This is a genomic window from Streptomyces fildesensis, assembly GCF_016107395.1.
GTDB classification, from domain to species: domain Bacteria; phylum Actinomycetota; class Actinomycetes; order Streptomycetales; family Streptomycetaceae; genus Actinacidiphila; species Actinacidiphila fildesensis.
Window position 1 is genome coordinate 18,813 of record NZ_JAAIKO010000028.1, and the last position, 22,705, is coordinate 41,517.

Below are 22,705 nucleotides of genomic sequence, written 5' to 3' on the forward strand. Positions count from 1 at the left end.
GCCGGGCGGGCCCCGGGGTTAGCGTGCGGACATGACGCAGCGGACATTCGATTCGTTCGAGGATTTCTGGCCCTACTACGTGGCGATGCACTCCCGGTCCGCCACCCGCTGGGTGCACCTGACGGGGACGCTGACCGGGCTCGCGATCAGCGCGTACGGGCTGGCCCGGGGGCGCCGGCGGTATCTGGCGGCGCTGCCGCTGATCGGCTACGGGACGGCCTGGCCGGCGCACTTCCTGATCGAGAAGAACAACCCGGCCTCGTTCGGCCACCCCGCCTGGTCGCTGCGCGGCGACGCGAAGATGATCGCGACGATGCTGGCCGGCCGGGACGCGGAACTGGGCGACATCGCCGCGAAGTGGCTCGCGGAGCAGCCGCAGGACTGACCCGGCCGCGCACGCGCCTTCCGGACGACCGGGCCCGGCGCCCGGCCCCGGCCCCGCCATTCCCTCTCCCGCCCTGCCGTGGCAGACTTCTGACGAACCGTCAGATTCAAAGGGGAGGCGGCACGTGGCGCGAGCGCGCAAACCTGTGGTGGCCGGCTGGTTCACGGAGGCCGGACCGCACACGGACGACGGACCGGCCGCCCAAGGCACCGGCGCCGACCAGGACTTCCGGCTGATCGGCACCCGCTGCCAGGACTGCGGTTCGGTGTTCTTCCCCCGGGAGGACACCTTCTGCCGCAACCCGGCCTGCTCCGGCACCACGCTGGAGGAGACCCCGCTGTCCCGGCGCGGCCGCGTCTGGTCGTACACCGACGGGCGCTACCGGCCGCCCGCGCCCTATGTCTCCGACCCCGCCCGCGAGTGGGAGCCGTACGTCCTGGTCGCCGTCGAACTCGCGGCGGAGCGCATGGTGGTGCTCGGCCAGGCCGCCCCGGGCACCGCCCTGGCGGACCTCGCCGTCGGCATGGAGGTCGAACTCGTCCCCGGTGTGCTCAACGAGGACGACGAGACCACCTGGACCACCTGGCACTGGCAGCCCCTGGGAGGCGACCGATGACGGACGACGTGGCAGTGCTGGGCGCGGGCATGCACCCGTGGGGCAAGTGGGGCCGGTCCTTCACCGAGTACGGCGTCGCCGCCGCCCGCGCGGCCCTCGCCGACGCCGGGCTGGCCTGGACCGACATCCAGCTCGTGGTGGGCGCGGACACCGTACGCGGCGGCTATCCCGGCTATGTCGCCGGCGCCACCTTCGCCCAGGCGCTGGGCTGGCAGGGCGCCCGCGTCACCAGCGTGTACGCCGCCTGCGCGTCGGGCGCGCAGGCCGTCAACGCCGCGCGGGCCCAGATCCTGGCCGGGATGGCGGACGTCGCCCTGGTCATCGGCGCGGACGCCGCGCCCAAGGGCTTCTTCGCCCCCGCCGGCGGCAACCGCCCCGACGACCCGGACTGGCTGCGCTTCCGTGTGCTGGGCGCCACCAACCCCACGTACTTCGGCCTCTACGCGCGCCGCCGCATGGCCCTGCACGGCGACACCCTGGAGGACTTCGCGCAGGTCAAGGTGAAGAACTCGGCAGCAGGCGCCGCCAACCCCAACGCCCGCTACCGCAAGGCCGTCTCGGCGGACGAGGTGGCCGCCTCCGCGGTCGTCGCGGATCCGCTGCGGCTGCTCGACATCTGCGCGACCTCCGACGGGGCCGCCGCGGTCGTGCTCTCCAGCATGGAGTTCGCCCGCCGGCACACCACGGACCCGGTGCGGATCCGCGCGGTCTCCACCGTCACCCCGTCCTATCCCAAGACCGTGCTGGACCTGCCGGACTTCGCCACCGACTCGGCGGCCGCGGTGGAGCCGCCCGCGCTGGGACTGCGGGCATCCATCGCGGCGGCCGCGTACGAGGAGGCCGGGATCGGCCCGTCGGACCTGGACCTGGCCGAGGTCTACGACCTGTCCACCGCCCTGGAACTCCAGTGGTACGAGGACCTGGCGCTGTGCGCGCCCGGCGAGGGCGCCAAGCTGCTGCGGGACGGCGCGACCGCGCTCGGCGGCCGGATCCCGGTCAACACCAGTGGCGGACTGGCCTCGTTCGGCGAGGCGGTACCTGCCCAGGCCATCGCCCAGGTCTGCGAGCTGACCTGGCAGTTGCGCGGTCTTGCGGGTGACCGGCAGGTGCCGGGCGCCCGGGCCGGGATCACCGCCAACCAGGGATTGTTCGGCCACGGCTCCTCGGTGGTGGCCGTGCGGTGAACCGTTCGCGGCCTTGACGCTCCATCACACCAGGTGAACACTTCCGGTGGTGCGCAGGCCCGCGGGAGGTCCTTTTCCACCGCTGGTGATGTCGCGCGCGCTCTTCGGATGGCACAAGCCCGGTCAGTGCAGCCCGCACGAAGGAGCCCGCCATGCATTCCAACGGAGACGTCTTCCTGGGCGAGATCATCGGTACCGCGATCCTCATCCTGTTCGGCGCCGGGGTCTGCGCGGCGGTCACCCTCAAGCACTCCAAGGCGAGAGCCTCCGGCTGGATCGTGATCGCCTTCGGCTGGGGCTTCGGGGTCCTCGCCGGGGCGTACACCGCCGGGCCGCTGTCCGGTGGCCATCTCAACCCGGCCGTCACCCTCGGCATCGCCATCGACACCGGCCAGTGGGACCAGACCCCGTACTACCTGGCGGGACAGCTGATCGGCGCGATGGCCGGCGCGGCCCTGGCCTGGCTGGCCTACTACGGCCAGTTCGCCGCCAACACCGGCCAGGACGAGGAACCGCTGGGCACCCTGGGGATCTTCTCGACCGTCCCCGAGATCCGCGTCCCCTGGCAGAACCTCGTCACCGAGGTGATCGCCACCATGGGACTCGTGCTGCCGGTGCTCGCCATCCCCGGCAACAAGGGCCTGGGCGAGTCCGGCACCACCACGCTGATCGTCGCCCTGCTGGTCGTCGGGATCGGGCTGTCGCTCGGCGGCCCCACCGGATACGCCATCAACCCGGCCCGCGACCTGGGCCCGCGCATCGTCCACGCACTGCTGCCCATCCCCAACAAGGGCACGTCCGACTGGGGTTACGCCTGGGTGCCGGTCGCCGGTCCGCTGATCGGCGGCGCGCTCTCGGGGGCCCTCTACAACGCCGCGTTCTAAGGGAAGCCGTCATGAGCGACGAGTCCGTCACGTACGTAGCCGCCATCGACCAGGGCACGACCTCCAGCCGGTGCATCGTCTTCGACACCGACGGCTCCATCGTCGCCGTCGACCAGCGCGAGCACCGGCAGATCTTTCCCCGGCCCGGCTGGGTGGAGCACGACGCCACCGAGATCTGGTCCAAGGTGCAGGCGGTGGTGGCGGGCGCGCTCGCCAAGGCCGGACTGCGCGCGGACCAGCTCAGCGCGCTGGGCATCACCAACCAGCGGGAGACCACGGTGCTGTGGGACCGGGCCACCGGCCGGCCGGTGCACAACGCGATCGTCTGGCAGGACACCCGCACCGCCGCGCTCTGCGACGAACTCGGCGGCCAGGACGGCCAGGACCGCTTCCGCGAGCTGACCGGGCTACCGCTGGCCAGCTACTTCTCCGGGCCGAAGGCGGCCTGGCTGCTGGACAGCGTGCCGGGCCTGCGGCGGCGCGCCGAGAACGGCGAGATCGCCTTCGGCACCATCGACTCCTGGCTGATCTGGAATCTGACCGGCGGTGTCAACGGCGGGGTGCACGTCACCGACGTCACCAACGCCTCGCGCACCCTGCTGATGAACCTGGAAACGCTCCAGTGGGAGCCGTCGATCCTCAGCGCGATGAACATCCCCGAGGCGATCCTGCCGGAGATCCGGTCCTCCTCCGAGGTGTACGGCACCGCCGTCGGCCAGCTCGCGGGGGTGCCGGTGGCCGCCGCGCTCGGCGACCAGCAGTCGGCCGTCTTCGGGCAGACCTGCTACGAACCCGGCGAGGCCAAGAACACCTACGGCACCGGCAGTTTCCTGCTCCTCAACACCGGCACCCGGCCGGTGCCCTCCAAGAACGGCCTGATCACCACCGTGGGCTACCAGCTCGGCGGGGAGGCGCCGGTGTACTGCCTGGAGGGCTCGATCGCGATCACCGGCGCCCTGGTGCAGTGGTTCCGCGACCAGCTCGGCATCATCCGCTCCGCCGACGAGATCGAACCGCTGGCCGCCAGCGTCGCGGACAACGGCGGCGCGTACATCGTGCCCGCCTTCTCCGGTCTGTTCGCCCCGTACTGGCGCTCCGACGCGCGCGGGGTGATCACCGGTCTGACCCGTTACGTCACCAAGGCGCACCTCGCGCGGGCGGTGCTGGAAGCGACCAGCTGGCAGACCCGCGAGGTCGTCGACGCGATGTACCAGGACTCCGGGGTGCGGATCACCTCGCTGCGGGTGGACGGCGGCATGACCGTCAACAACCTGCTGATGCAGCACCAGGCGGACGTCCTGGGGGTGCCGGTGATCCGGCCGGTGGTCGCCGAGACGACGTGTCTGGGCGCGGCCTACGCGGCCGGCCTCGCCACCGGGGTCTGGCCGGACCTGGACACCCTCAAGGCGCACTGGAAGCGCGACACGGAGTGGACCCCGGGCATGGACGAGCAGACCCGGGAGCGCGAGTACCGGCGGTGGAAGAAGGCCGTCGAGCGCAGCTTCGGCTGGCAGGACGAGGACGGTCAGGACGACCGGCCCTAGACCTTCGGCATCAGGTGGCGGCGGGCTCCCGGCGGTCCGCCGCCACCTTCGCGGCATGCTCGACCACGGTGATCAGCACCTCCTTGGCGGAGGCCCGGTCCCGCGCGTCGCACATCACGACCGGTACGTGCGGGTCGAGGTCCAGCGCGTCGCGGACCGTCTCCGTCGCGTGCTGGGTGGCGCCGTCGAAGACGTTCACGGCCACCGTGAAGGGGATGCCGCGCCGTTCGAAGTAGTCGACGGCGGCGAAGCAGTCCTCCAGGCGGCGGGTGTCGGCCAGCACGACCGCGCCGAGCGCGCCCTGGGCCAGCTCGTCCCACAGGAACCAGAAGCGGTCCTGTCCCGGCGTGCCGAACAGGTAGAGCACCAGGTCCTCGCGGAGCGTGATCCGCCCGAAGTCCATGGCGACGGTGGTGGTGCTCTTCGCCTCGACACCGTGGATGTCGTCGACCGGCCGGCCGGCCTCGCTGAGCGGTTCCTCGGTGCGCAGCGGCCTGATCTCGCTGACCGCACCCACCAACGTCGTTTTGCCGACCCCGAAACCGCCCGCGACCAGCAGCTTGAGCGCTACCGGATCGGGGGCGGACCTGCGGCGTCGGTCAGAGCGCCCGAAGCCCATTGATCACCTCTCGGAGAATGCTCTCGTCCGGCAGTTCAGCCGGCGGAACAGGCATGCTGACGTGGACGAGTTCCGCGTCCAGCAGGTCGCCGACGAGCACGCGCACCACGCCCACCGGCAGATCGAGATCGGCCGCCAGCTCGGCGACCGAGGTCGCCATCAGCTGGCAGCGGTCGACGATGTCGAGGTGCTCGGGCGACAGCGTGTGATCGCCCTCGGCCGCGCCGTCCTCGCCCTCCGGCTCGGTCATCACCAGGGCGATGAGGTCGAGCCGGCCCTCGGCGGCGTGGCTGGTGCGGCCACGTGTCATCGCGTACGGACGCACCACCGGGCCGGCGGCGTCGTCGTACCATCGGTCCTTTTCTGAAGTCATGTCACCCCGTACCCGTCCTCAGGTCATGCCGTCAGCCGCTGAGGGCCGCGCCGCTGTCGGTGCGGGGCGCGGTGCCCAGGTGGGCGCCGACCCGCTTGACCAGCAGCGCCATTTCGTACGCCACCTGCCCGACGTCGGAATCGGCGTCGCTGAGTACCGCGAGACAGCTGCCGTCGCCGGCCGCGGTCACGAAGAGGAAGGCGTCGTCCAGCTCCACCATGGTCTGCCGGACCCCGCCCGCGTCGAAGTGCCGGCCGACGCCCTTGGCCAGGCTGTGGAAGCCGGAGGCGACGGCGGCGAGGTGTTCCGAGTCCTCGCGGGTCAGTCCGTCCGAAGCGCCGATCGCCAGGCCGTCGCCGGAGAGCACCAGGGCCTTGCGGATGCTGGCCACGCGGGTGACCAGGTCGTCAAGGAGCCAGCTCAGCTCGCGTGTCGGGCTCGATGGTGCGGTCATCGACCGTTCCCCTCAGGAGTCGTTCTCGGTGCTGTTGGTTCGTCGCCCGGGCCGTGCGGGCCGACGCTGTCTTCTGCGATGTCGTGTTCGCGCCCACGCTGCCAGCCGCGCTGCAGCGCGGCCATCCGGTCCCGCACCTCGTCGGCGGTGCGTTCGCGCGGTGCCCCGGCGCCGGGCCGCACCGCGGTCCCGGTGTCCTGCGACACGGATTCGACGCGCAGCTGCGGGGCGAGGTTGGCCTGCCGGACGCGCTTCGGCAGCAGGGCCGCCGTCGGTGCCGACGGGCCGGACGGCTCCGCGGAGCGGGCCGCGGGGACGGTCGGCGGGGCGACCGGGCGGCCCCGGTCCGAGACCAGGACCGGGGCGGTACGCCGGCGGCGCGGCAGCGGCAGCGGTTCGCCGTCACCGCCGTCAGGACCGGGGGCGACGGGTTCGGGGGCGATGTCCGGTACCTGGACGTGCTCCCTGCCGTTCTCGCTCCCGGCGGTCTCGAGTCCCCACTGCCGGAAGGAGAGTTCGGTTCCGGTCGGGTCCATGTCGATCTCCTCCGCCCCGAGGATCCCGCCGAGGCGGGTCGCTCCGGTGTCCTCACCGGCATCGGTGAGCAGCGTGGCCGGGATGAGGACGACCGCTGTGGTCCCCCCGTACGGCGACAGGCGCAGGGAGACACGTACGCCGTGCCGCTGCGCGAGCCGGCTGACGACGAAGAGGCCGAGGCGGTCGGTGTCGGACAGCTCGAACTCGGGGGTCTCGGCGAGCCGCAGGTTCGCTTCCAGCAGCGCGTCCGGGGTGAGGCCGAGGCCTCGGTCGTCGATCTCCAGGACGAAGCCATTGGCGACGTGCTCGCCGTGCACCCGGACCGCGGTGTGCGGCGGGGAGAACACGGCGGCGTTCTCGATGAGTTCGGCGACCAGGTGCGTCACGTCGGCGACGGCCGAGCCGGCCACCGCCAGCCTGGGCAGCCTGCGGACCTCGATGCGCTCGTAGTCCTCGACCTCGGCGACCGCCGCGCGCACCACGTCCATGAGCTGGATGGGCTTGCGCCACTGCCGGGAGGGCGCGGCACCGGAGAGGATCACCAGGCCCTCGGCGTGCCGCCGCATACGGGTGGTCATGTGGTCGAGCCGGAAGAGGTCGGCGAGTTCCTCGGTGTCCTCGGTGCGCCGCTCCATGGCGTCCAGCAGGGTGAGCTGGCGGTGCAGCAGGACCTGGCTGCGGCGGGCGAGGTTGACGAAGACGTCGGAGACGCCGCGCCGCATGTCGGACTGGCGGACGGCCGCCTCGACGGCGGCGCGCTGCAGGGTGTTGAGGGCCTTGCCCACCTGCCCGATCTCGTCGTCGGTGTACTCCAGCCGCGGCACCTCGGTCTCGACGTCGACCTTCTCGCCGGCGGCGAGACGCCGCATGACGCGCGGCAGCCGGGTGCCGGAGACCTCCTGGGCCTCCTTGCGCAGCCCGGACAGGTCGCGGATCAGGCTGCGGCCGATGCGTACCGAGACGAAGATCGAGGCGAAGACGGCGATCAGGCCGAGGCCGCCCGCGACGGCCGCCATGATCAACAGCTTGAGGGCGTAGGGCTCGGCGCGCTTCTTGTGCAGGTCGCCCGACTGGACGCCGATCCGGTCGAGGTCGCCCAGCGCGGTGGTCGCGGTGCCGAGCCAGGAGGCCCGGTCGGCGGCGCGCGGCGCGGCGGCAGCGCCCGCGGCGATCACGGAGTCCTCCGCGGTGCGCAGTGCCTTGCCGGTGGCGCCCCGCCAGAACTCGTCGTAGAGCGTCCGCTCGTCGTCGGGAAGGAGTTTGAGGTTGTCGTCGTAGTAGTCCCGCTCCTCGCCGACGGCGAAGGTGAAGGAACGCAACTCCTGCGGGCTCATCCGGCCGGCGCTGATGGCCGCGGCCATCAGCGCGTCCTCGCGGCTGATCGCCTCCCGGGCCCGGGTGATCACGATGAGGGCGCGGCCCTGCCTGTCGAGCGACACGTTGTTCAGCGGGCTGAGCGAGTCGAGGAAGTCGTAGCAGGGGTCGACCATCGTGTTGTAGGCGCCGAAGGCGTCGTTACGGGTGATGGTCTGGCCGTCGACCTTGGCGCGCAGCGCGGGCAGTCCCTCGAACCCCTGGGTCACGGCGTCCAGTCGGAGCTTGGCCTCCCCGCTGAGGTCGGACCTGACGCCCGAGTCGAACGCGTTGGTGCGCAACTTGGCGAAGACCTTGTCGGTGACGGCTTCCTGCTTGGCCAGCCCGGCCTTGAAGTCCGAACGGCGGGGGTCGGCCAGGTACAGGATGGCGGCGCGCCGCTCCTGCTGCAGGGCCTGGACCGCGTCCTCGGTCGGGTAGCCGACGTCGTTGACGATGCGCTCGATGTCCAGCAGACCCCAGACCTCGCGGCCGGTGAGCGTGGCGGCGAATGCCCAGATGGCTGTGAGCGACACCAGCGGAATCAGCAGCAGCGCCACGATCTTCCGGCGGATCGTCGTACCGCGAAAGCGCATGGCCTCCCCAACGTCAGCCCCGTTCGGGGGGTGTTCGATCGCATGGAATCTGCGCGAGCCTACTACTGCCTCACAGGTAACTCGAAAGCCAGTCCGGTGGCCGGAGTCCGTCGGCCAGATTTTCCGATGGCTTGTTTTCGGGTTTAATCCGGGCAACCCGGATGGCAAGGTGGTGCGGGACACCCCGGTTCGGGCGCGATGCACCGTTGCCGCGAGTGGCTGGAAAGGTACTGCGGAATGTCGAGGGCGATTTGCGGGCAGTCACCTTCCATGGACACAGAACCCCTCTCCCTGTGGGTCGAAGATCCCGTCGGTACCCCGCGGATGGCCGATCCTGTCCGGGCCGCTGCCGTCCGCGCCGTGATGATCGCGTCCGTGACCCTCATAGAAGCGGTGATCACCACGCTGCTGACCTTCGGCGGTTCCTGGTGGTCCGCTCCGGCCATGATCTTCACCGTGGTCAGCACGATCGTCGCCACCTGGGCGGTGCTGGACGTGTGGGTGACCCGGCAGGTGTGGAACCAGCGCAACGGCGTGGTCTCCAGCCCGAGCAGCGCCGCGCGGGCGCTGCGCCGGGAGCGGCGCAGGGCACGGCGCAAGGAACGGACCGCGGGGAAGCCGAAGCCGCGCGGGCACATACCCCGGTCGCTGTCGCGGGCCTGAACCGGGCGTGCGGCGGCCCCTGAACCGGCCGTGAAGGACCCCCGGGGCCGGATCCGGACCCTGGACCCGGCCGCCGGCCCCCGCTCCTGCCCCGGCCCGACCACGGCTACCGGGGCTGCGGCTGAGCTTCCTGTGACGGAGCCTCCTGCGACTGCGGTTGCGGTCGTGACTGCTCCGGCGGACGGCGGAACATCCGGGTGGCCGTGATCTCCCCGTGCACCGTCTCGCTGCCGGTGTCCTGGACGGGCAGACCGGGCCGCAGATGCTCCTCGACGGTGATGTACTTCAGCCCGGCGCGCAGGTCCGCGTCGTTGCGCAGCCGGACGACCAGCGGGAACTCGGCGAGCGCCGTGGTGTCGAACAGGCCGGTGGTGTAGATCAGCTGGACGCCCAGCGCGTCGGCGACCGCCCGCTGCAGCTCCAGCAGATACGTCGCGTTGGCCCGGCCGATGGGGTTGTCCAGGAAGAGCGTGCCGGCGTGCCGGTGCCGGTCGCGGCCCCGGTCGTTGCTGCGCAGCGCCGCCATCGTGCAGTAGAGCGCGATGGCCGCGGTGAGCAGCTGGCCGCCGGAGAACACATCGCCCATCTGACCCACCGGGACGCGCTCCGCGCGCAGCACGGCGTCCGGCTTGAGGATCTCCACGGAGATCCCCTTCGGCTGGAGCGCCGCCGCGACGCCGCGCAGCAGCAGGGACATCCCGTCCCGGCGCAGGTCGGAGTTCTTGCGGACGGCGGCGCTCGTCGCCTCGTCGATGACCTCGCCGAGGCGCTCGGTGAGCGCCGCGTGGTCCGGGTCCTCGAACCGGATCCGCAGGAACTCCTGCCCGGACCAGTCGCCCAGCCCCTCGGGGAGTCGGGAGAGCCGCTGGGCGGAGCGCAGGGTGGCGAGCGAGGACTCGACGAGGCCGCGCAGCCGGTCCACGATGCTGTCGCGGTTGCGCTCCAACTGCTGCATCTCGTCGGTCAGCACCCGCAGCCGCGGCGCGAACGCCACCGCCCAGGCCGCCGCGTGCTCGGGCAGTCCGGCCGCCGGCAGTTCACGGATCTGCTGCCGGGCCGGGGTCCTGACCTGCTCGAACCGGGCGGCGTTGGCATGGCGCACGAGGATGTCGGACGCCTCGCGCAGCTGCGATTCGGCCGCCGAGAGGTCGGTGGCGCAGCCGCGCAGGCTCCGGCGGACCTCGGCGGAGACCGTACGGGCCTCCTCCAGGGTGCCCGCGTAGGGCTCGGGCTCCGCTTCGGCCTCCTCGTGGGTCGCCGGGCCGTCCCTGAGCAGATCGCGCAGCAGCGCGGCCAGTTCGTCGAAGCCGCCGGCCGCGTCCTCCGCGGCCCGGTGCGAGCGCACCAGGTCCGCGTGCGCGCCCCGGGCCTCGTCCAGTGCCTCGGTGCGTGCGGCGAGTTCGCCGTTGGCGCCGCGCAGCAGCTCCTGGGCGTGCCCGGCGTCGCGCGGCAGCAGTCCGGCGGGCAGCTCGGTGTGCGACTCCCCGGTGGCGGGGGCGAGCCGCTCGGATTCACCGCGCAGCCGGCCCAGCTGCTCGCTGGCCGCGGAGGCGCGGGCCTCGATGGTCTGGACGAGCTGCTCGGCGCGGGCCGCGGCGGCCTGCCGGGACGGGCCGTCGGCGCCGTCGGAACCCTCCAGGAGCTGGGCGGCGCGGCTGCGGACCTTGTTGGTCAGCCGGTCCAGTTCGGTGAGGGCCGAGCTCTCGGTGCTCTCCGCGCGGGCCTGTTCGGCGCGCAGGTCCGCGCCGACGCCGACCTGCTCGTACAGCTGTGAGGCCGCACGGTAGGCCTCGCGCAGCGCGGGGAGCGATTCGCCGGAGGGCGGCGCCGTGTCCCGCGCGGGCTCGTCGGGCGCGCCCGCGATCTCGGAGCGTTCGGCGCGCAGCACCCGGGCGGTGCGGCGGGCGTCGTCCGCGCCGCGCTGGGCGGCCCTGCGGTCCTCGTCGGCCGCCTGGGCCAGTGCGAGACAGGTCTCGGCGCGGGCCTCGGCCTCGGACGCGTCCTCGGTCAGTTCCCGGGTACGGCGCTGCCAGTTGGCCCGTTCGCGCAGCCGGTGGGCCAGCCCGGCCAGCAGGTCCGCGCGGCGCCGGGCCTGCTGCGCCGCGTCCTGGCGCGCGTCGCGCTCCCGGGCCGCCTCGGCCGACACCTCGTCCGCCTCGGCGCGCCGGGCGCGCGCCTCCGTCAGTTCCGCGCGGGCCGCCGCCACGGCCTCCACGGCCGCTTCCACGGCCACCGCGAGTTGGCCGAGCTGCCCCTGCGGGCAGCCGGACCGCCAGGACGCGAGCCGCGCGGCCAGCGTCCGGTCATGGCCGAGCCGGGCGGCCAGCGCGCGGATCTCGGCCTCCCGGGCGCTCGCCCGGGTCCGCAGCTCCTGGCGTTCGCCGTCGGCCGCCAGTTCGTCGTGCATCGCGGGGTTCGGCGGGACGAGGAACACGTCGGACCCGTCGCCGCCCGAGGGGGTCGGTGCGAGCAGGGCGGCCGCGGTGCCCACCGCCACGGTCGAGCGGGGCAGCAGGGCCGCCTGCGCGAGGACCTCGCGGGCCCTGCGGTACGTCTCCGGGTCGGTGACGACGACGCCGTCCACCAGCTCCGGGCGCGCCGACATCACGGCGGTGTGGTCCGCGGGGTCCACGGCCTGCGCGAGGTAGCGCCAACCGGGCAGTGCGGGGATGCCGTGCTCGCCCAGGTACTCCACGGTGGCCAGCACGTCGGGGCCGGGCGGCAGCAGGCCGCCGTCACCGAGCGCCGCCAGGATCCGCGCGTCGTCGGCGGCCGTGGTGCGCAGGTCGAACAGCTGCCGCTCGGCGGCCGCGACGGTGCCGTCCAGCAGCTCCCGCAGCGGTTCGGCGAACGCGTCCAGCTCCATGGCGCCCAGCGGGCGGGCGTCGGGGCGGTGCGGTGCGGCGGGCGCGGCGTCGGGGCGGTGCCGGTCGCCGGCGGAGGCCGCCGAGCCGCGGGGGCCGGGGATGGCGTCCCGGGTGACGGACTCGTTCGCCGTCGGGCCCGGCAGGCTGAGGAGTTCGGACAGCCGTGGTTCTGCCGCGAGGGCCTCGGCGACGCGGAAGTCGGCGGAGTGGGCGGCCTCGGCGGCCGCCAGGGCGTCCGCGGCGCGGGCGGCGGCCAGTTCCACCCGGGATTCGGCCGCGGCGGCCTCACGGGCGTGCTCCGCGGCCTGGCGCGCGGTCTCCCGGGCGGCCTCGGCGCCGGCGGCGGCGACGCGCTCGGCGTCGGAGGCCTCCAGTGCGGCACGGGCCGGGTCGGCGTCCGGGGCGGAGTCGTCGAGCCAGCCGGCGCCGACGGCCTCGGCCGTCTCCTGCGCGACCTCGGCGAGCCGCTGCCCGAGGTGGCCGGCCTCGCTGCGGGACCGCTGGGCCTCGGTGGCCGCGGCGGTGGCGTCCCGGTGGGCGGCCATGGACTGCTCCTGGAGCGCGGCGGAGCGCTCCTCCTCGCGGTCCGCCTGCTGGTCGGCGCCGTCCGCCGCCGCGTGCAGCGCGCGCACCAGGTCACCGGCGGCCAGCGTGCGGGCGGCCAGTGCGGGAGCCGCGTCGCGTTCGGCCTCCTGGATGGCCGCGCTGACCCGGGCCAGCCGGTCTCCGGCGGCGCGGTGCCGCAGCACCGTCTCGGCCGCCTGCCAGGCGGAGTGCAGGGTGCGCGCCTCGTTCAGCTCGCGGCGCAGTCCCGCGGCGGCCTTGTCGGACGCGGCGAGGGCCAGCGAGGCGTGCCGGTAGGCGAGTTCGGCGGCCACCAGGGCGCTGCGGCCGCGGGCCCGGTCGGCGTCGGTGACGGCCTGGGCGGCCCGGTCGGTGTTCTGCGCGAGTTCCGCGCCGCGGCCGCGCTCCTCCCGGGCGCGCGCGGACAGCCGGCGGGCCAGGGCGCGGGTGCGCCGCTCGGACTGGGTGTGGATGCCGCGCGCCAGTTCACGGGCACTGGCGTGCTCGACGATCCGCTCCAGCAGCTCCAGCGAGCCGGCGGTGAAGTCGCGCTCCGCGGTCAGTTCGGCACGGCGGCCGAGCTTGCCGGCGAAGCTGTGGACGAGGTCCGCGAGTCCGTCGGTGTCCCGGGTGTCGGTGACGGCGCGCAACAGCAGGTCGGCGAAGTCGGAGTCGTGCCGGACGGCGAAGAGCCCGGCCGCCTCGCCCTCGTCGGCGTTCATCTCCCGCTGGTAGCGGAAGAGCTCCGGGTCCAGGCCGATCTCACCGAGGTGTTCGTTCCACCGGTCGTGGATCTCCTCCCACACCACTTCCAGGTGCGGGTAGAACTTGCCGGCCTCGGTGAGGGCGTCGCGGAAGCCCTTCATGGTGCGGCGGCGGCCCGTCGCGCCCGAGGCGCCCTCGGCGGGCGGCCGGACGGCGGTGGACTCGGCGACCGGGAGCGAGTCCAGGCTGAGCCCGGGGCCGGGGCGGAACGAGTACCAGGCCTCGGCGAACTTGCGCGGGTCGGAGGAGACCTGGCGGCCGCGCCACTCGCTGACCTTGCCGACGACCACCAGCTCGCCGGTGACGGTGTGCTGCCACTCCAGCGCCACATGCCCGCAGTCGTCGGCCAGCAGGAACTTGCGGAGCACGCCGGAGCTGGCCCCGCCGAGGGTGTTGCGGTGGCCGGGCAGCATCACCGAGAAGATCAGCTTGAGCAGGACGGACTTGCCGCCGCCGTTCTCCAGGAACAGCACGCCCGCGGGGGCGGGGCGGCGCAGCGGGCCGGTCGGCTCGTCCTGGAAGAACTCGGCCTGGGCGGGCGCGGGCTGCGGTACGGGCGCGCCGACACCCCGCAGGTCCAGGACGGTGTCTGCGTACCGCGCACCGGCGGGGCCGATGGAGTACAGGCGGAGCCGGGACAGCTCGTACATGGCGGCGGACTCTCGTTATCTGCGCGGGTGGGCGCGCGGGTGGTTACGGCTCAGGAGTGGCTGTGCTGGTCTTCTTGGCTGTGCCGGCTCTCGCGGCCGTGGCTCTCGCGGCCGTGGCTCCGGTGGCCGTCGCCCCGGTGGCCGTCGCCCCGGTGGCTGTCGCTCTCGTGGAACGGCAGGCCGGCCTCGGCGACGAGGTCCAGCTCCCCGGTGTCGTCGGGCGGCAGCAGGGTCGCGGAACCGTCGCTCACCGGGACGACGCCCAGCTCCAGGAGTTCGGCCATGGCCGCGCTGCCCGCCATGTCCCTGACCTGCAGCTGGTACCGGGCCGTGGTGCGGAACGTGCCGCCCGCGTCGTCCCCGGTGCGCTGCAGGAAGCCGGAGTCGACGAGGAAGGCGACCGCCTTGCCGACGATGCCGGTGGTGGAACCGGCCAGCCGCCGGGCGTCCTTGGTCGCGCCGGTGGCGCTGCGGCGCGTCCAGACCCGCCAGGCCGCTTCCAGGCCGGGCGCGTCGCTGGCCGGGTCGGTGTTCTCGCCCTGCTCCTCGGCGCGCTCCTCCAGCCGGCGGCAGGCCTGGCGGACGAACCCGTCGATGCCGTTGACGGTGATCCGGCCGATGTACCCGTCGTCCGCGAGGTCCTCGGGGCGGGGGAACGCCATGGTGGCGGTGGCCAGGTGCGCCAGGCCGTGCAGGAAGCGGTCGGCGGCGTCGGAGGCGGCCCGCCGCGAGTACTCGCCCATCCGGACCGCGAACACCGAGTCCTCGGCGGCGGCCACGGCCATCCCGGCGCGCGGCGACACCTCCAGGACGATCAGGCCGAGCCCGGCGGCGACGGCGTCCGCGAGCCGGGCGAAGGCGGGCTCCTCGCGGTGTCTGCGGATCAGTTCCGCGTACTCCGCGTCCCGGGCCGGCAGCAGCTTGGGCTGCAGCCCGTAGGAGACCAGCCGGGCGGCGTCCGCCGCGTCGGCCGCGGTGACGGGTGACGGGGCGCCGGATCGCGCGGCCGGCGCGGCATCGCCGTACGCGGCCGGCGGCGCGGTCTCGGCGTCGCGGTACTCGGTCACGGGTGGATCTCCTCGGGGCGGACGGCGGATGGCTGCTCGGCGGGACTTCGACGACAACGCCCAGGGAGCGTGCGTACCAGACCCCGCCGACCTGGGGGCACCTCCCAGCGGTAGCTGGGGGAGGGGCCGGGGGCCCGGGTGGGTGCGGCGGCTGTCATGCGATCTCCGAACGGGCCGCGGCCATCCCGGCCGTGTCGAGCCGGGCGGTGCCCACGATCAGGTCGGCGCCGCCGAACTCCGGATCCGTCAGCTCCTCGCCGTCGTCGACGGAGAACAGCAGCCGCGGCTCGCCCTGCCGGTAGGCGGTGCCGACCGGCGGGCTGGCGGCGTGCACCGCCAGCAGGGCGACGAGGTAGGGCAGTTCGGGGTCGCGGCGGCGGGCGTCGGCGAGCAGCCCGGACAGCCGGCGCGGCGCGTCGTCCGGCAGGTCCAGCAGTTCCAGCGCGCTCTCCAGCTGCTCCTCGGTGAAGCGGCTGTCGGCGGGGGTGGCCACCAGGTCCGGTTCCGGCATCGCCGCGCCCAGGTGCTCGCGCTCGGTGGGCGGGGTGAGCAGCACGTCCACCAGGTCGCAGATCCGCACCGCGGGCGGGGTGCGGAAGCCCGCGCCGCGGGCGAAGAAGGCGTCGGTGACCCGGGACGCCTGCTCGACGGGGAGCGGCAGGACGGGCGAGACCAGCTGCCCGTACAGGTCCAGCCCGGCCCGGGCGGGCGCCGACGCGAACGCCTGGCGGTCCTGCTCCGCGCGGAACAGCGGCCCGGCCTCCAGCAGCCGGGACTGCAGCTGGGTGTGGCGGCGGATGCAGTCCTTGACGATGTCGACGAGCTCGGCGGCCCGCCGCTTGTGCTCGGGGTCCTCCGCCTCGTCGCGCGCCTTGCGGATGTTGGTGAGGATCGCGTTCTCGTGCCGGTACCGGTCGGCGACGTGGTCCAGCGCCTCGGCGATCATGTCCGGGACGGCGCGCAGCCAGTCCACCGCCCGGACATTGCGCCGGGTCGCCTCCAGGGCGCGGCGCAGCGTCTCCGCGTACTGCACGGTCCGGTAGCGGGCCTGCTCGGCGGCGAGCTGGGCGTCCGCCAGCCGTCCCCGGCTGATCAACACCTCCAGCTTGACCTCGGCGGCGATCTGGGCGCTGGTGACGTCCGTGTCGAGCGCGCCGACCAGGACGTTGACCGCCTCGTCGGTGGTGCGCAGATACACGCCGCCGCCGGGGCCCGGCACCTCCTCGATCAGCTTGAAGTCGTAGTCACGGCGGACGTACGCTCCGTCGGCGCCGAAGGTGCCGTAGACCGCGCGGAAGCCGCGGTCCACGCTGCCGACGTTGATCAGGTTCTCCAGCACCCAGCGGGCGACCCGCTCGTGCTCCTCGACGGGCCGGCGCGGTGACTGGGCGGCGACCCGGGGCAGCAGCCTGGTCACTATCTGCTCCGGGTCGGCCCCGGTGTCGAAGTCCATGTTGAGCGTGACCATGTCGATGGCGGACAGCGCCACCTCCGCCATCGCGTACACCGAGTACTCACCGGCCAGGTTCGCCTTGCGCACGTCCAGGTCGTGCAGCGGCGCGGTGCACGCGAGCGCCTTGAGGCGGCGGGCCAGGCCCTCGTCGGCGGCCGGGCCCGGAGCGGGGCGGGGCGCGCCCGTCGTCGGGTACGGGGTGGTTACGGTCACGACGCACACATTAGGCGGTGCCACCGACATCGAACGAAACGGCACGGATCACCCGCCCGGCCACAAGTCACCCCCAGGGCCTGACCCGATGGCACCATGGCGGACATGGTCATCGATCTCAACGCGGATCTCGGCGAGGGCTTCGGCCGGTGGACCCTCACCGACGACGACGCGCTGCTCTCCGTCGTCACCAGCGCCAACGTCGCGTGCGGCTTCCACGCGGGCGATCCGGTCACGATGCGGCGGGTCTGCGCGCTCGCCGCCGAGCGCGGCGTACGGATCGGCGCGCAGGTCTCCTACCGGGACCTGGCCGGCTTCGGGCGGCGCGCCATGGACGTGCCATCGGACGAGCTGGCCGCCGAAGTCGCCTATCAGATCGGCGCCCTGGACGTCTTCGCTCGGGCGGCGGGCTCACGGGTCTCGTACGTCAAGCCGCACGGCGCGCTCTACAACCGGACGGTCGGAGACGCGGCGCAGGCCGCCGCCGTGGTGGCGGGCGTCCTGCTGGCCGGCGGGCCGGACGGCGGGCTGCCGGTGCTGGGGCTGCCCGGCTCCGAGCTGCTGGCCGCGGCGGAGAAGGCCGGGCTGACAGCGGTGGCCGAGGCGTTCGCCGACCGCGCCTACACCGAGCGGGGAACCCTCGTGCCGCGGAGTGAGGCGGGCGCGGTGCTCCAGGACGCCGACGCCGTCGTCGCGCAGGCCCTGGCGGTCGCCCGTGACGGGCAGGTCGTCGCGGCCGGCGGCCGGCGGATCGCCGCCGGCGCGCGGTCGCTGTGCCTGCACGGCGACACGCCCGGCGCGGCGGACCTCGCGCGGCGGGTGCGGCGCGAACTCCAGGACGCGGGCGTCTCGTTGCGGCCCTTCGCATGAGGACGCTCCCGGTGGGGGAACGCGCGCTGCTGGTGGAGCTGGACGCGGACGGCGAGGTCGGGGCGTTCCACGCCGAGCTGCTGCGGCGGCGGGCGGCCGGGACGCTGCCGGAGGTGCGCGAGATCGTGCCGGCGGCCCGCACGATCCTGCTCGACGGCCTGGCCGACCCCCGCGCGCTCGCCGTGGAGCTCGCCGCCTGGACCGTCCCGCCGCTCACGGCGGAAGCCGGGGCGGAGACGGAGATCCGGGTGCGGTACGACGGGCCCGATCTGGCGGACGTCGCCGGGCTGTGGGGCGTTCGACCCGAGGAGGTCCCGGACATCGTCGGCGGCCTCGTCTTCCGGGTGGCGTTCTGCGGCTTCGCTCCTGGTTTCGGGTATTTGACCGGACTCCCCGAGCACCGGCACGTACCGCGCCGGGCCACCCCCCGGACCTCGGTTCCCGCCGGTTCGCTGGCGCTGGCCGGACCGTACGCGGGCGTTTACCCGCGCTCCTCCCCCGGCGGCTGGCAGCTGATCGGCACCACCGACGCCGTCCTGTGGGACCCGCGGCGCGAGCCGGCGGCACTCCTGACCCCCGGCACCCAGGTGCGCTTCACGCGGGACGCGGCATGACACAGCACGCGGAACGTGACACGGCGCGGGGGTCGGTGCGGGTGGTGCGGGCCGGCGCGCTGACGACCGTGCAGGACCTCGGGCGGCCGGGCCACGCCCACCTCGGTGTGCCGCGCTCCGGGGCACTGGACCCGCCCGCGCACCGCCGGGCCAACCGGCTGGTCGGCAACCCGGACGGGGCGGCGACCCTGGAGACGACCGTCAACGGCTGCGCGGTGCGGACGGACCGCCCCGTCGTCGCGGCCGTCACCGGCGCGCCCTGCGCCGTCCGGATCGACGGCCGCCCCGCCCCCTGGGGCGCCGCGGTCCTGGTGCCGGCCGGCGCCGTCCTGGAACTCGGCGCCGCCGAGGGCGGACTGCGCTGCTATCTGGCGCTCGCGGGCGGCATCGACGTCGAGCCGGTGCTCGGCAGCCGCTCCGCCGACCTGCTCTCGGGGCTCGGCCCGCCACCGCTGTCGGAGCACGACACGCTCCCGCTGGGCGCACCCAGCGGGAGGTCCCGCGACGCCGACACGATGCCGTGGCCCGCGCCGCCGGCCGAACTCGTCCTGCCGCTCGTGCTCGGCCCGCGTGACGACTGGTTCGCCGAGGACGCGCCACGGCTGCTGGCGGCCGGCGCGTACACCGTCTCCGCCGCCTCCAACCGCATCGGGCTGCGCACCGAAGGCCCCGCGCTGCGGCGGGCGTTCGACGGCGAGCTGCCCAGCGAGGGGATGGTGCTGGGCGCCGTCCAGGTGCCGCCCGACGGCCGCCCGGTCGTCTTCCTGGCCGACCACCCCACCACCGGCGGCTATCCCGTGATCGGCGTCGTGCCGGAGCCGCGGCTCGCCGCGGCGGCGCAGGCCGTCCCCGGCACGCCCGTACGGTTCCTCCCGGTGCACGGGCGCGGGTTCCGGCGCGGCCGCGGCTAGGGCGTGTTGCGAAAGGAGCGCCGTTCGCCCGGAGGGCGTGGCCCACGGCGTCCGGTGCGTGCGCTCGCAAGGCGGAGGGCCGTCCTCGTACCGGACGTACGTGGACGAGCCCGACAACGCCGCGAGGGCGCGTGCCAGGCGTCGTGGGCCAGGCGGGACCTTCGCAACACGCCCTAGTCGAGCGCGGCCAGCGCCCCGGTGGTCAGGTCGTGGACCCGGGTGTCCAGGACGTGGGTGGTGCCGGCGGCCCGGTGGCGGCATTCCGCGGCGGCGAGGCGGAGGAGTCCGGGGAGCAGATCCGTGCAGCGGTCCGCGATCCAGTGGGTGCCGCGGGTCGCCATCCACCAGGCGCCCGCCGCCCGTGAGGGGCCGGGTCCTGCGGGGTCGGGGTGCGGGGGCTCGCCGGCGGCGAGGCCGTGCACGGTGAGCAGGGCGTGGAACTCGCCGGCCAGCAGCCGGTGCCCGAGTTCGCTGGGGTGCAGGCGGTCCGCGCTCCACGCGGCACGGTCCGCCGTCCACGGCCGGTCCGCCGCGTGCAGATGGAGTGCGCCGTGCCGTTGCGACAGGACGTGCACCACGTGGTTGACCGCCCGCATCCGGCGGGCGAGCGGACGGGCCAGCGGCCAGGGCAGCCCGATGGCGCGTCCCGGGTCGGGGAGGCAGGCCGTCAGCACGCCGGAGCCGTCGGCCCGCAGCGCGCCCAGTACGGCGTCGAGGCGCCGTGCGACGACGGTGATGTCGAACGAGCCGCGCAGTGTGTCGTTGGCCCCGACCAGGACGGACGCCAGATGCGGCCGGAAGCGCAGCGCGTCGTCGAGCTGCCGCCCCGCCACGTCGGAGGTGAGCGCGCCGCTGTGGGCGCAGTTGAGCAGTTCCACGTCGTGGGGCCCCGCTCCCAGGCCGGGCGCGAGCAGCGCCGCCCAGCCGCGCCACCGCCCGTCGGGACCGGGGTCGCCGAGTCCCTCGGTGAGGGAGTCGCCCAGCGCGGCGAAGCGGATCGCCGGCGGGTGCCCGTCCGCCAGGCGTCCGGCCGGCGGGTGGTCGTGCCGGCCGCCCGGCCGGGGGTCGGGTGCCAGGACGGGGGCGGTCACGGGGTCTCCCCAGCGGCCCGGGTGGACAGCGGGCGGCGGCGGGTCATGGCGTGGCTCCCGGTGTGCGGGCGGGCAGGGCGCCGACGGAGGAAGCGGTGATCAGGGGCGCGGCTTCGTGGGCGGCGAGGAACGCGGAGACGGCCGCGGGCCAGCCGTACCGCTCGGCCTGGCTGCGGGCGGCGGCGCGGCGGGCGGACTCGGGCCGGGCCAGCAGGCGTTGGACGACGTCGGCGAAGCCACGGCCGTCGGTGGCTCCGGCGCCGGCCGGGCCGATGAGGGCGGGGAGTGCGGACAGGGCGCTGGCGACGACGGGGGTGCCGCAGGCGAGCGCCTCCAGGGCGGCCAGTCCGAAGGTCTCGGCGGGGCCGGGGGCGAGGACGATGTCGGCGCAGGCCTGGAGAGCGGCCAGCCGGTCGCGGTCGGCGACGTGGCCGAGGAAGGTGACCGGGAGCCCCGCGGCGCGCGCCCGGGCCTCCAGGCGGCCGCGCAGCGGGCCCTCCCCGGCCACGACGAGCGCCACGTCGACGCCGCGCCGCCGGAGTTCCGCGAGGGCCTCCAGGGCCCGGCCCGGCCGCTTCTCGGCCGACAGCCGCGAGCACATCACCAGCAGCACCGCGGCGCCGCCCGCGTACCGCGCCCGGAGCGCGCCGTCGCGGAGCGCCGGGCGGAACCGGTCGAGATCCACGCCGAGCGGGGCCCGTACGACGTTGCGCGCCCCGAGGCGTTCGAACTCGGCGGCCGCCCACGCGGTCGTGCACACGATCCGCGAGTAGGCGTGCGCGGTACGGCGGTTGAGCCGGTCGGCGGCGGCCCGGGCGGCGCCCGGCGGCATCCCCCAGGTACGGAGTACGGCGTCGGCGCTCTCGTGGGAGACCATGACGGCCGGGACCCGGTTCCTGCGGGCCCACTCCCCCGTCCAGCGCAGCGTCGTACGGTCCGAGACCTCCAGCCGGTCCGGGGCGAGCGCGTCGAGCAGCGCCTCGACCGGTTGCCTGCGGGCGAGGACGTGGTAGCCGCCGGTGCCGGGGACCGGAGTGCCGGGAAGGGTGATGACCTTCCCCTGGGTGGTGGATTCCGCGCGGATCGCCGGGCGTCCCGGGGCCGCGGACCCCGGCATGACGAGGACCGGCTCGTGGCCGGCCGCGAGGTAGCCCTCGCCCAGGTGCTGGAGGGCGGTGCGCAGCCCTCCGGAGACGGGGGTGATGAAGTTCGCCAGGCGGACGATCCGCAGCGGCCGGCTCATGCCGCGACCGCCGTACGGGCGCTGAGCACCTGCGCGTAATGGTCCAGCAGTTGGTCGCCGACCGCCTCCCAGGTGCGTGCGGCGACATCGGCGCGGCCGGCCGCCCCGTACCGCGCGCGCAGCGCCGGGGCACGCTGCAGGAGCTGCACCGCGTCGCAGAGCGCGTCGGCGTCCCCGGGCGGCACCAGCAGGCCGGTGCGTCCGTGGGCGACGAGGTCGAGCGGGCCGCCGGCGGCGGGGGCGATCACCGGCACCCCGCTGGCCATCGCCTCCTGGACGGTCTGGCAGAACGTCTCGAAGGGGCCGGTGTGCGCGAAGACGTCGAACGAGGCGAAGATCCGGGCCAGCTCGTCGCCGGTCCTGGAGCCGAGGAAGACCGCGCCCGGCAGCGCCGCGCGCAGCCCGGGGGCGCTGGGACCGTCGCCGACGACGACCACCCGGACGCCGGGCAGCCCGCAGACCCCGGCGAGCAGGCCGACCTGCTTCTCCGGGGCGAGCCGGCCCACGTAGCCGACGATCAGCTCGCTGCGCGGGGCGAGGCTGCGGCGCAGCGCGGGATCGCGAAGTCCGGGCCGGAAGCGCACCGGGTCGACGCCACGCGGCCACAGGTGCACCCGGGGAACGCCCTGCCGTTCCAGCTCCCGCACCGAGGCGGTGGACGGCGCGAGGGTGCGGGCGGCGGCCGCGTGCACGGCGCGGATCCGCCGCCAGGCGGCGGCCTCGCCGACAGGGAGGTAGGAGCGGGCGTAGCCGGCCAGGTCGGTCTGGTAGACGGCGACCGCCGGGACCCGCAGCCGCTCGGCGGCCGCCATGCCCCGCACTCCGAGGACGAAGGGGCTGGCGAGATGGACGATGTCGGCGCGGTGCGCGGCGATGGCCGCGGCCGTCCGGCGGCCCGGAAGGGCCACCCGCACCTGGGGGTAGCGGGGCAGCGGCAGGGAGGGGACGCGGATGACGGGGCAGGGGTCGTCGCCGGCCGGTATGTCGTTCGGCCCGGCCGGTGCGATGACCAGCGGCTCGTGCCCGCGCCTGGCGAGGTGTTCTGCGGTGCGGAGCGCGCAGTGCGCCACTCCGTTGAGGTCGGGTGGGAAGGACTCGGTGACGATCGCAACTCGCATACCCACGTTGTCGCCATGCCGAGCGTTGACAGGGCCACGTCGATCTATACCGCCGTGGAACGCGTGATGAC

The 22,705-nt window shown here is 74.6% G+C and carries 18 protein-coding genes and 1 pseudogene; 9 read left to right on the top strand and 10 right to left on the bottom strand.

Annotated elements, in window-relative coordinates:
* Positions 1–31 precede the first annotated feature (31 nt).
* The 5 genes from C6N31_RS28415 (at position 32) to glpK (ending at position 4,613) form a co-directional block, all read left to right on the top strand.
* Positions 32–385 (top strand): Mpo1-like protein, encoded by a 354-nt coding sequence (locus C6N31_RS28415; RefSeq protein ID WP_138357792.1) that lies wholly within the window; start codon positions 32–34, stop codon positions 383–385.
* 124 nt (positions 386–509) lie between these two features.
* On the top strand, positions 510–1,001 hold the full coding sequence (locus C6N31_RS28420; protein WP_138357791.1) for a Zn-ribbon domain-containing OB-fold protein: 492 nt from the start codon (positions 510–512) through the stop codon (positions 999–1,001).
* Positions 998–2,185 carry a lipid-transfer protein gene (locus C6N31_RS28425; RefSeq protein ID WP_138357790.1) on the top strand — a complete coding sequence of 396 codons (1,188 nt, stop codon included), beginning with the start codon at positions 998–1,000 and terminating at the stop codon, positions 2,183–2,185. The genes C6N31_RS28420 and C6N31_RS28425 overlap by 4 nt, the downstream gene beginning before the upstream one ends.
* Positions 2,186–2,337: 152 nt before the next feature.
* Positions 2,338–3,069, top strand: coding sequence for an MIP/aquaporin family protein (locus C6N31_RS28430; protein WP_138357789.1), 732 nt, complete (start codon positions 2,338–2,340; stop codon positions 3,067–3,069).
* Positions 3,070–3,080: 11 nt separating this feature from the next.
* On the top strand, positions 3,081–4,613 hold the full coding sequence (glpK, locus tag C6N31_RS28435; protein WP_138357788.1) for a glycerol kinase GlpK: 1,533 nt from the start codon (positions 3,081–3,083) through the stop codon (positions 4,611–4,613).
* 10 nt (positions 4,614–4,623) lie between these two features.
* On the opposite strand, the gene C6N31_RS28440 is transcribed toward glpK, so the two are convergent.
* The 4 genes from C6N31_RS28440 to C6N31_RS28455 are packed head-to-tail and all read right to left on the bottom strand — an operon-like array spanning position 4,624 to position 8,545.
* Entirely contained in the window at positions 4,624–5,232 is a 609-nt protein-coding gene (locus C6N31_RS28440; protein ID WP_138357787.1) for a GTP-binding protein, read from the bottom strand.
* Entirely contained in the window at positions 5,213–5,605 is a 393-nt protein-coding gene (locus C6N31_RS28445; RefSeq protein ID WP_138357786.1) for a DUF742 domain-containing protein, read from the bottom strand. The genes C6N31_RS28440 and C6N31_RS28445 overlap by 20 nt, the downstream gene beginning before the upstream one ends.
* A 31-nt stretch (positions 5,606–5,636) precedes the next feature.
* Positions 5,637–6,059 carry a roadblock/LC7 domain-containing protein gene (locus tag C6N31_RS28450; RefSeq protein ID WP_138357785.1) on the bottom strand — a complete coding sequence of 141 codons (423 nt, stop codon included), beginning with the start codon at positions 6,057–6,059 and terminating at the stop codon, positions 5,637–5,639.
* The gene (locus tag C6N31_RS28455; protein ID WP_138357784.1) at positions 6,056–8,545 is read right to left on the bottom strand and encodes a sensor histidine kinase; all 2,490 of its coding nucleotides are present in this window, start codon (positions 8,543–8,545) and stop codon (positions 6,056–6,058) included. Before C6N31_RS28455 ends, C6N31_RS28450 begins: the two co-directional genes overlap by 4 nt.
* A 270-nt stretch (positions 8,546–8,815) precedes the next feature.
* Between C6N31_RS28455 and C6N31_RS28460 the strand changes: the two genes are divergently transcribed.
* The gene (locus C6N31_RS28460) at positions 8,816–9,208 is read left to right on the top strand and encodes a hypothetical protein (RefSeq protein ID WP_138357783.1); all 393 of its coding nucleotides are present in this window, start codon (positions 8,816–8,818) and stop codon (positions 9,206–9,208) included.
* 106 nt (positions 9,209–9,314) lie between these two features.
* Here the strand turns inward: C6N31_RS28460 and C6N31_RS28465 are convergent, their stop codons facing one another.
* The 3 genes and pseudogenes from C6N31_RS28465 to C6N31_RS28475 form a co-directional block, all read right to left on the bottom strand.
* Positions 9,315–14,054 (bottom strand): hypothetical protein, encoded by a 4,740-nt coding sequence (locus tag C6N31_RS28465; protein ID WP_138357782.1) that lies wholly within the window; start codon positions 14,052–14,054, stop codon positions 9,315–9,317.
* Between the two features lie 167 nt (positions 14,055–14,221).
* Positions 14,222–15,121: pseudogene (locus C6N31_RS28470) on the bottom strand (hypothetical protein); the annotation flags it as partial.
* Between the two features lie 154 nt (positions 15,122–15,275).
* On the bottom strand, positions 15,276–16,817 hold the full coding sequence (locus tag C6N31_RS28475; RefSeq protein ID WP_232485780.1) for a hypothetical protein: 1,542 nt from the start codon (positions 16,815–16,817) through the stop codon (positions 15,276–15,278).
* Between the two features lie 75 nt (positions 16,818–16,892).
* Between C6N31_RS28475 and C6N31_RS28480 the strand changes: the two genes are divergently transcribed.
* From C6N31_RS28480 to C6N31_RS28490, 3 genes are read left to right on the top strand one after another with little or no spacing between them, the layout of a single operon-like run.
* Positions 16,893–17,657 (top strand): LamB/YcsF family protein, encoded by a 765-nt coding sequence (locus tag C6N31_RS28480; protein WP_381588133.1) that lies wholly within the window; start codon positions 16,893–16,895, stop codon positions 17,655–17,657.
* The gene (locus C6N31_RS28485) at positions 17,654–18,271 is read left to right on the top strand and encodes a 5-oxoprolinase subunit B family protein (protein WP_138357780.1); all 618 of its coding nucleotides are present in this window, start codon (positions 17,654–17,656) and stop codon (positions 18,269–18,271) included. Before C6N31_RS28480 ends, C6N31_RS28485 begins: the two co-directional genes overlap by 4 nt.
* Complete coding sequence (locus C6N31_RS28490) at positions 18,268–19,182, top strand: 5-oxoprolinase subunit C family protein (RefSeq protein ID WP_187144783.1); 915 nt, start codon at positions 18,268–18,270, stop codon at positions 19,180–19,182. The genes C6N31_RS28485 and C6N31_RS28490 overlap by 4 nt, the downstream gene beginning before the upstream one ends.
* 173 nt (positions 19,183–19,355) lie before the next feature.
* Here the strand turns inward: C6N31_RS28490 and C6N31_RS28495 are convergent, their stop codons facing one another.
* From C6N31_RS28495 to C6N31_RS28505, 3 genes are read right to left on the bottom strand one after another with little or no spacing between them, the layout of a single operon-like run.
* Positions 19,356–20,273: an SGNH/GDSL hydrolase family protein gene (locus C6N31_RS28495; protein ID WP_381588128.1), complete on the bottom strand. Its 918-nt coding sequence runs from the start codon at positions 20,271–20,273 to the stop codon at positions 19,356–19,358.
* A 43-nt stretch (positions 20,274–20,316) separates the two neighbouring features.
* Positions 20,317–21,516, bottom strand: a complete 1,200-nt coding sequence (locus tag C6N31_RS28500) for a glycosyltransferase (protein WP_198358533.1) — start codon at positions 21,514–21,516, stop codon at positions 20,317–20,319.
* On the bottom strand, positions 21,513–22,634 hold the full coding sequence (locus tag C6N31_RS28505) for a glycosyltransferase family 4 protein (protein ID WP_138353932.1): 1,122 nt from the start codon (positions 22,632–22,634) through the stop codon (positions 21,513–21,515). Before C6N31_RS28505 ends, C6N31_RS28500 begins: the two co-directional genes overlap by 4 nt.
* Positions 22,635–22,705: the final 71 nt, after the last annotated feature.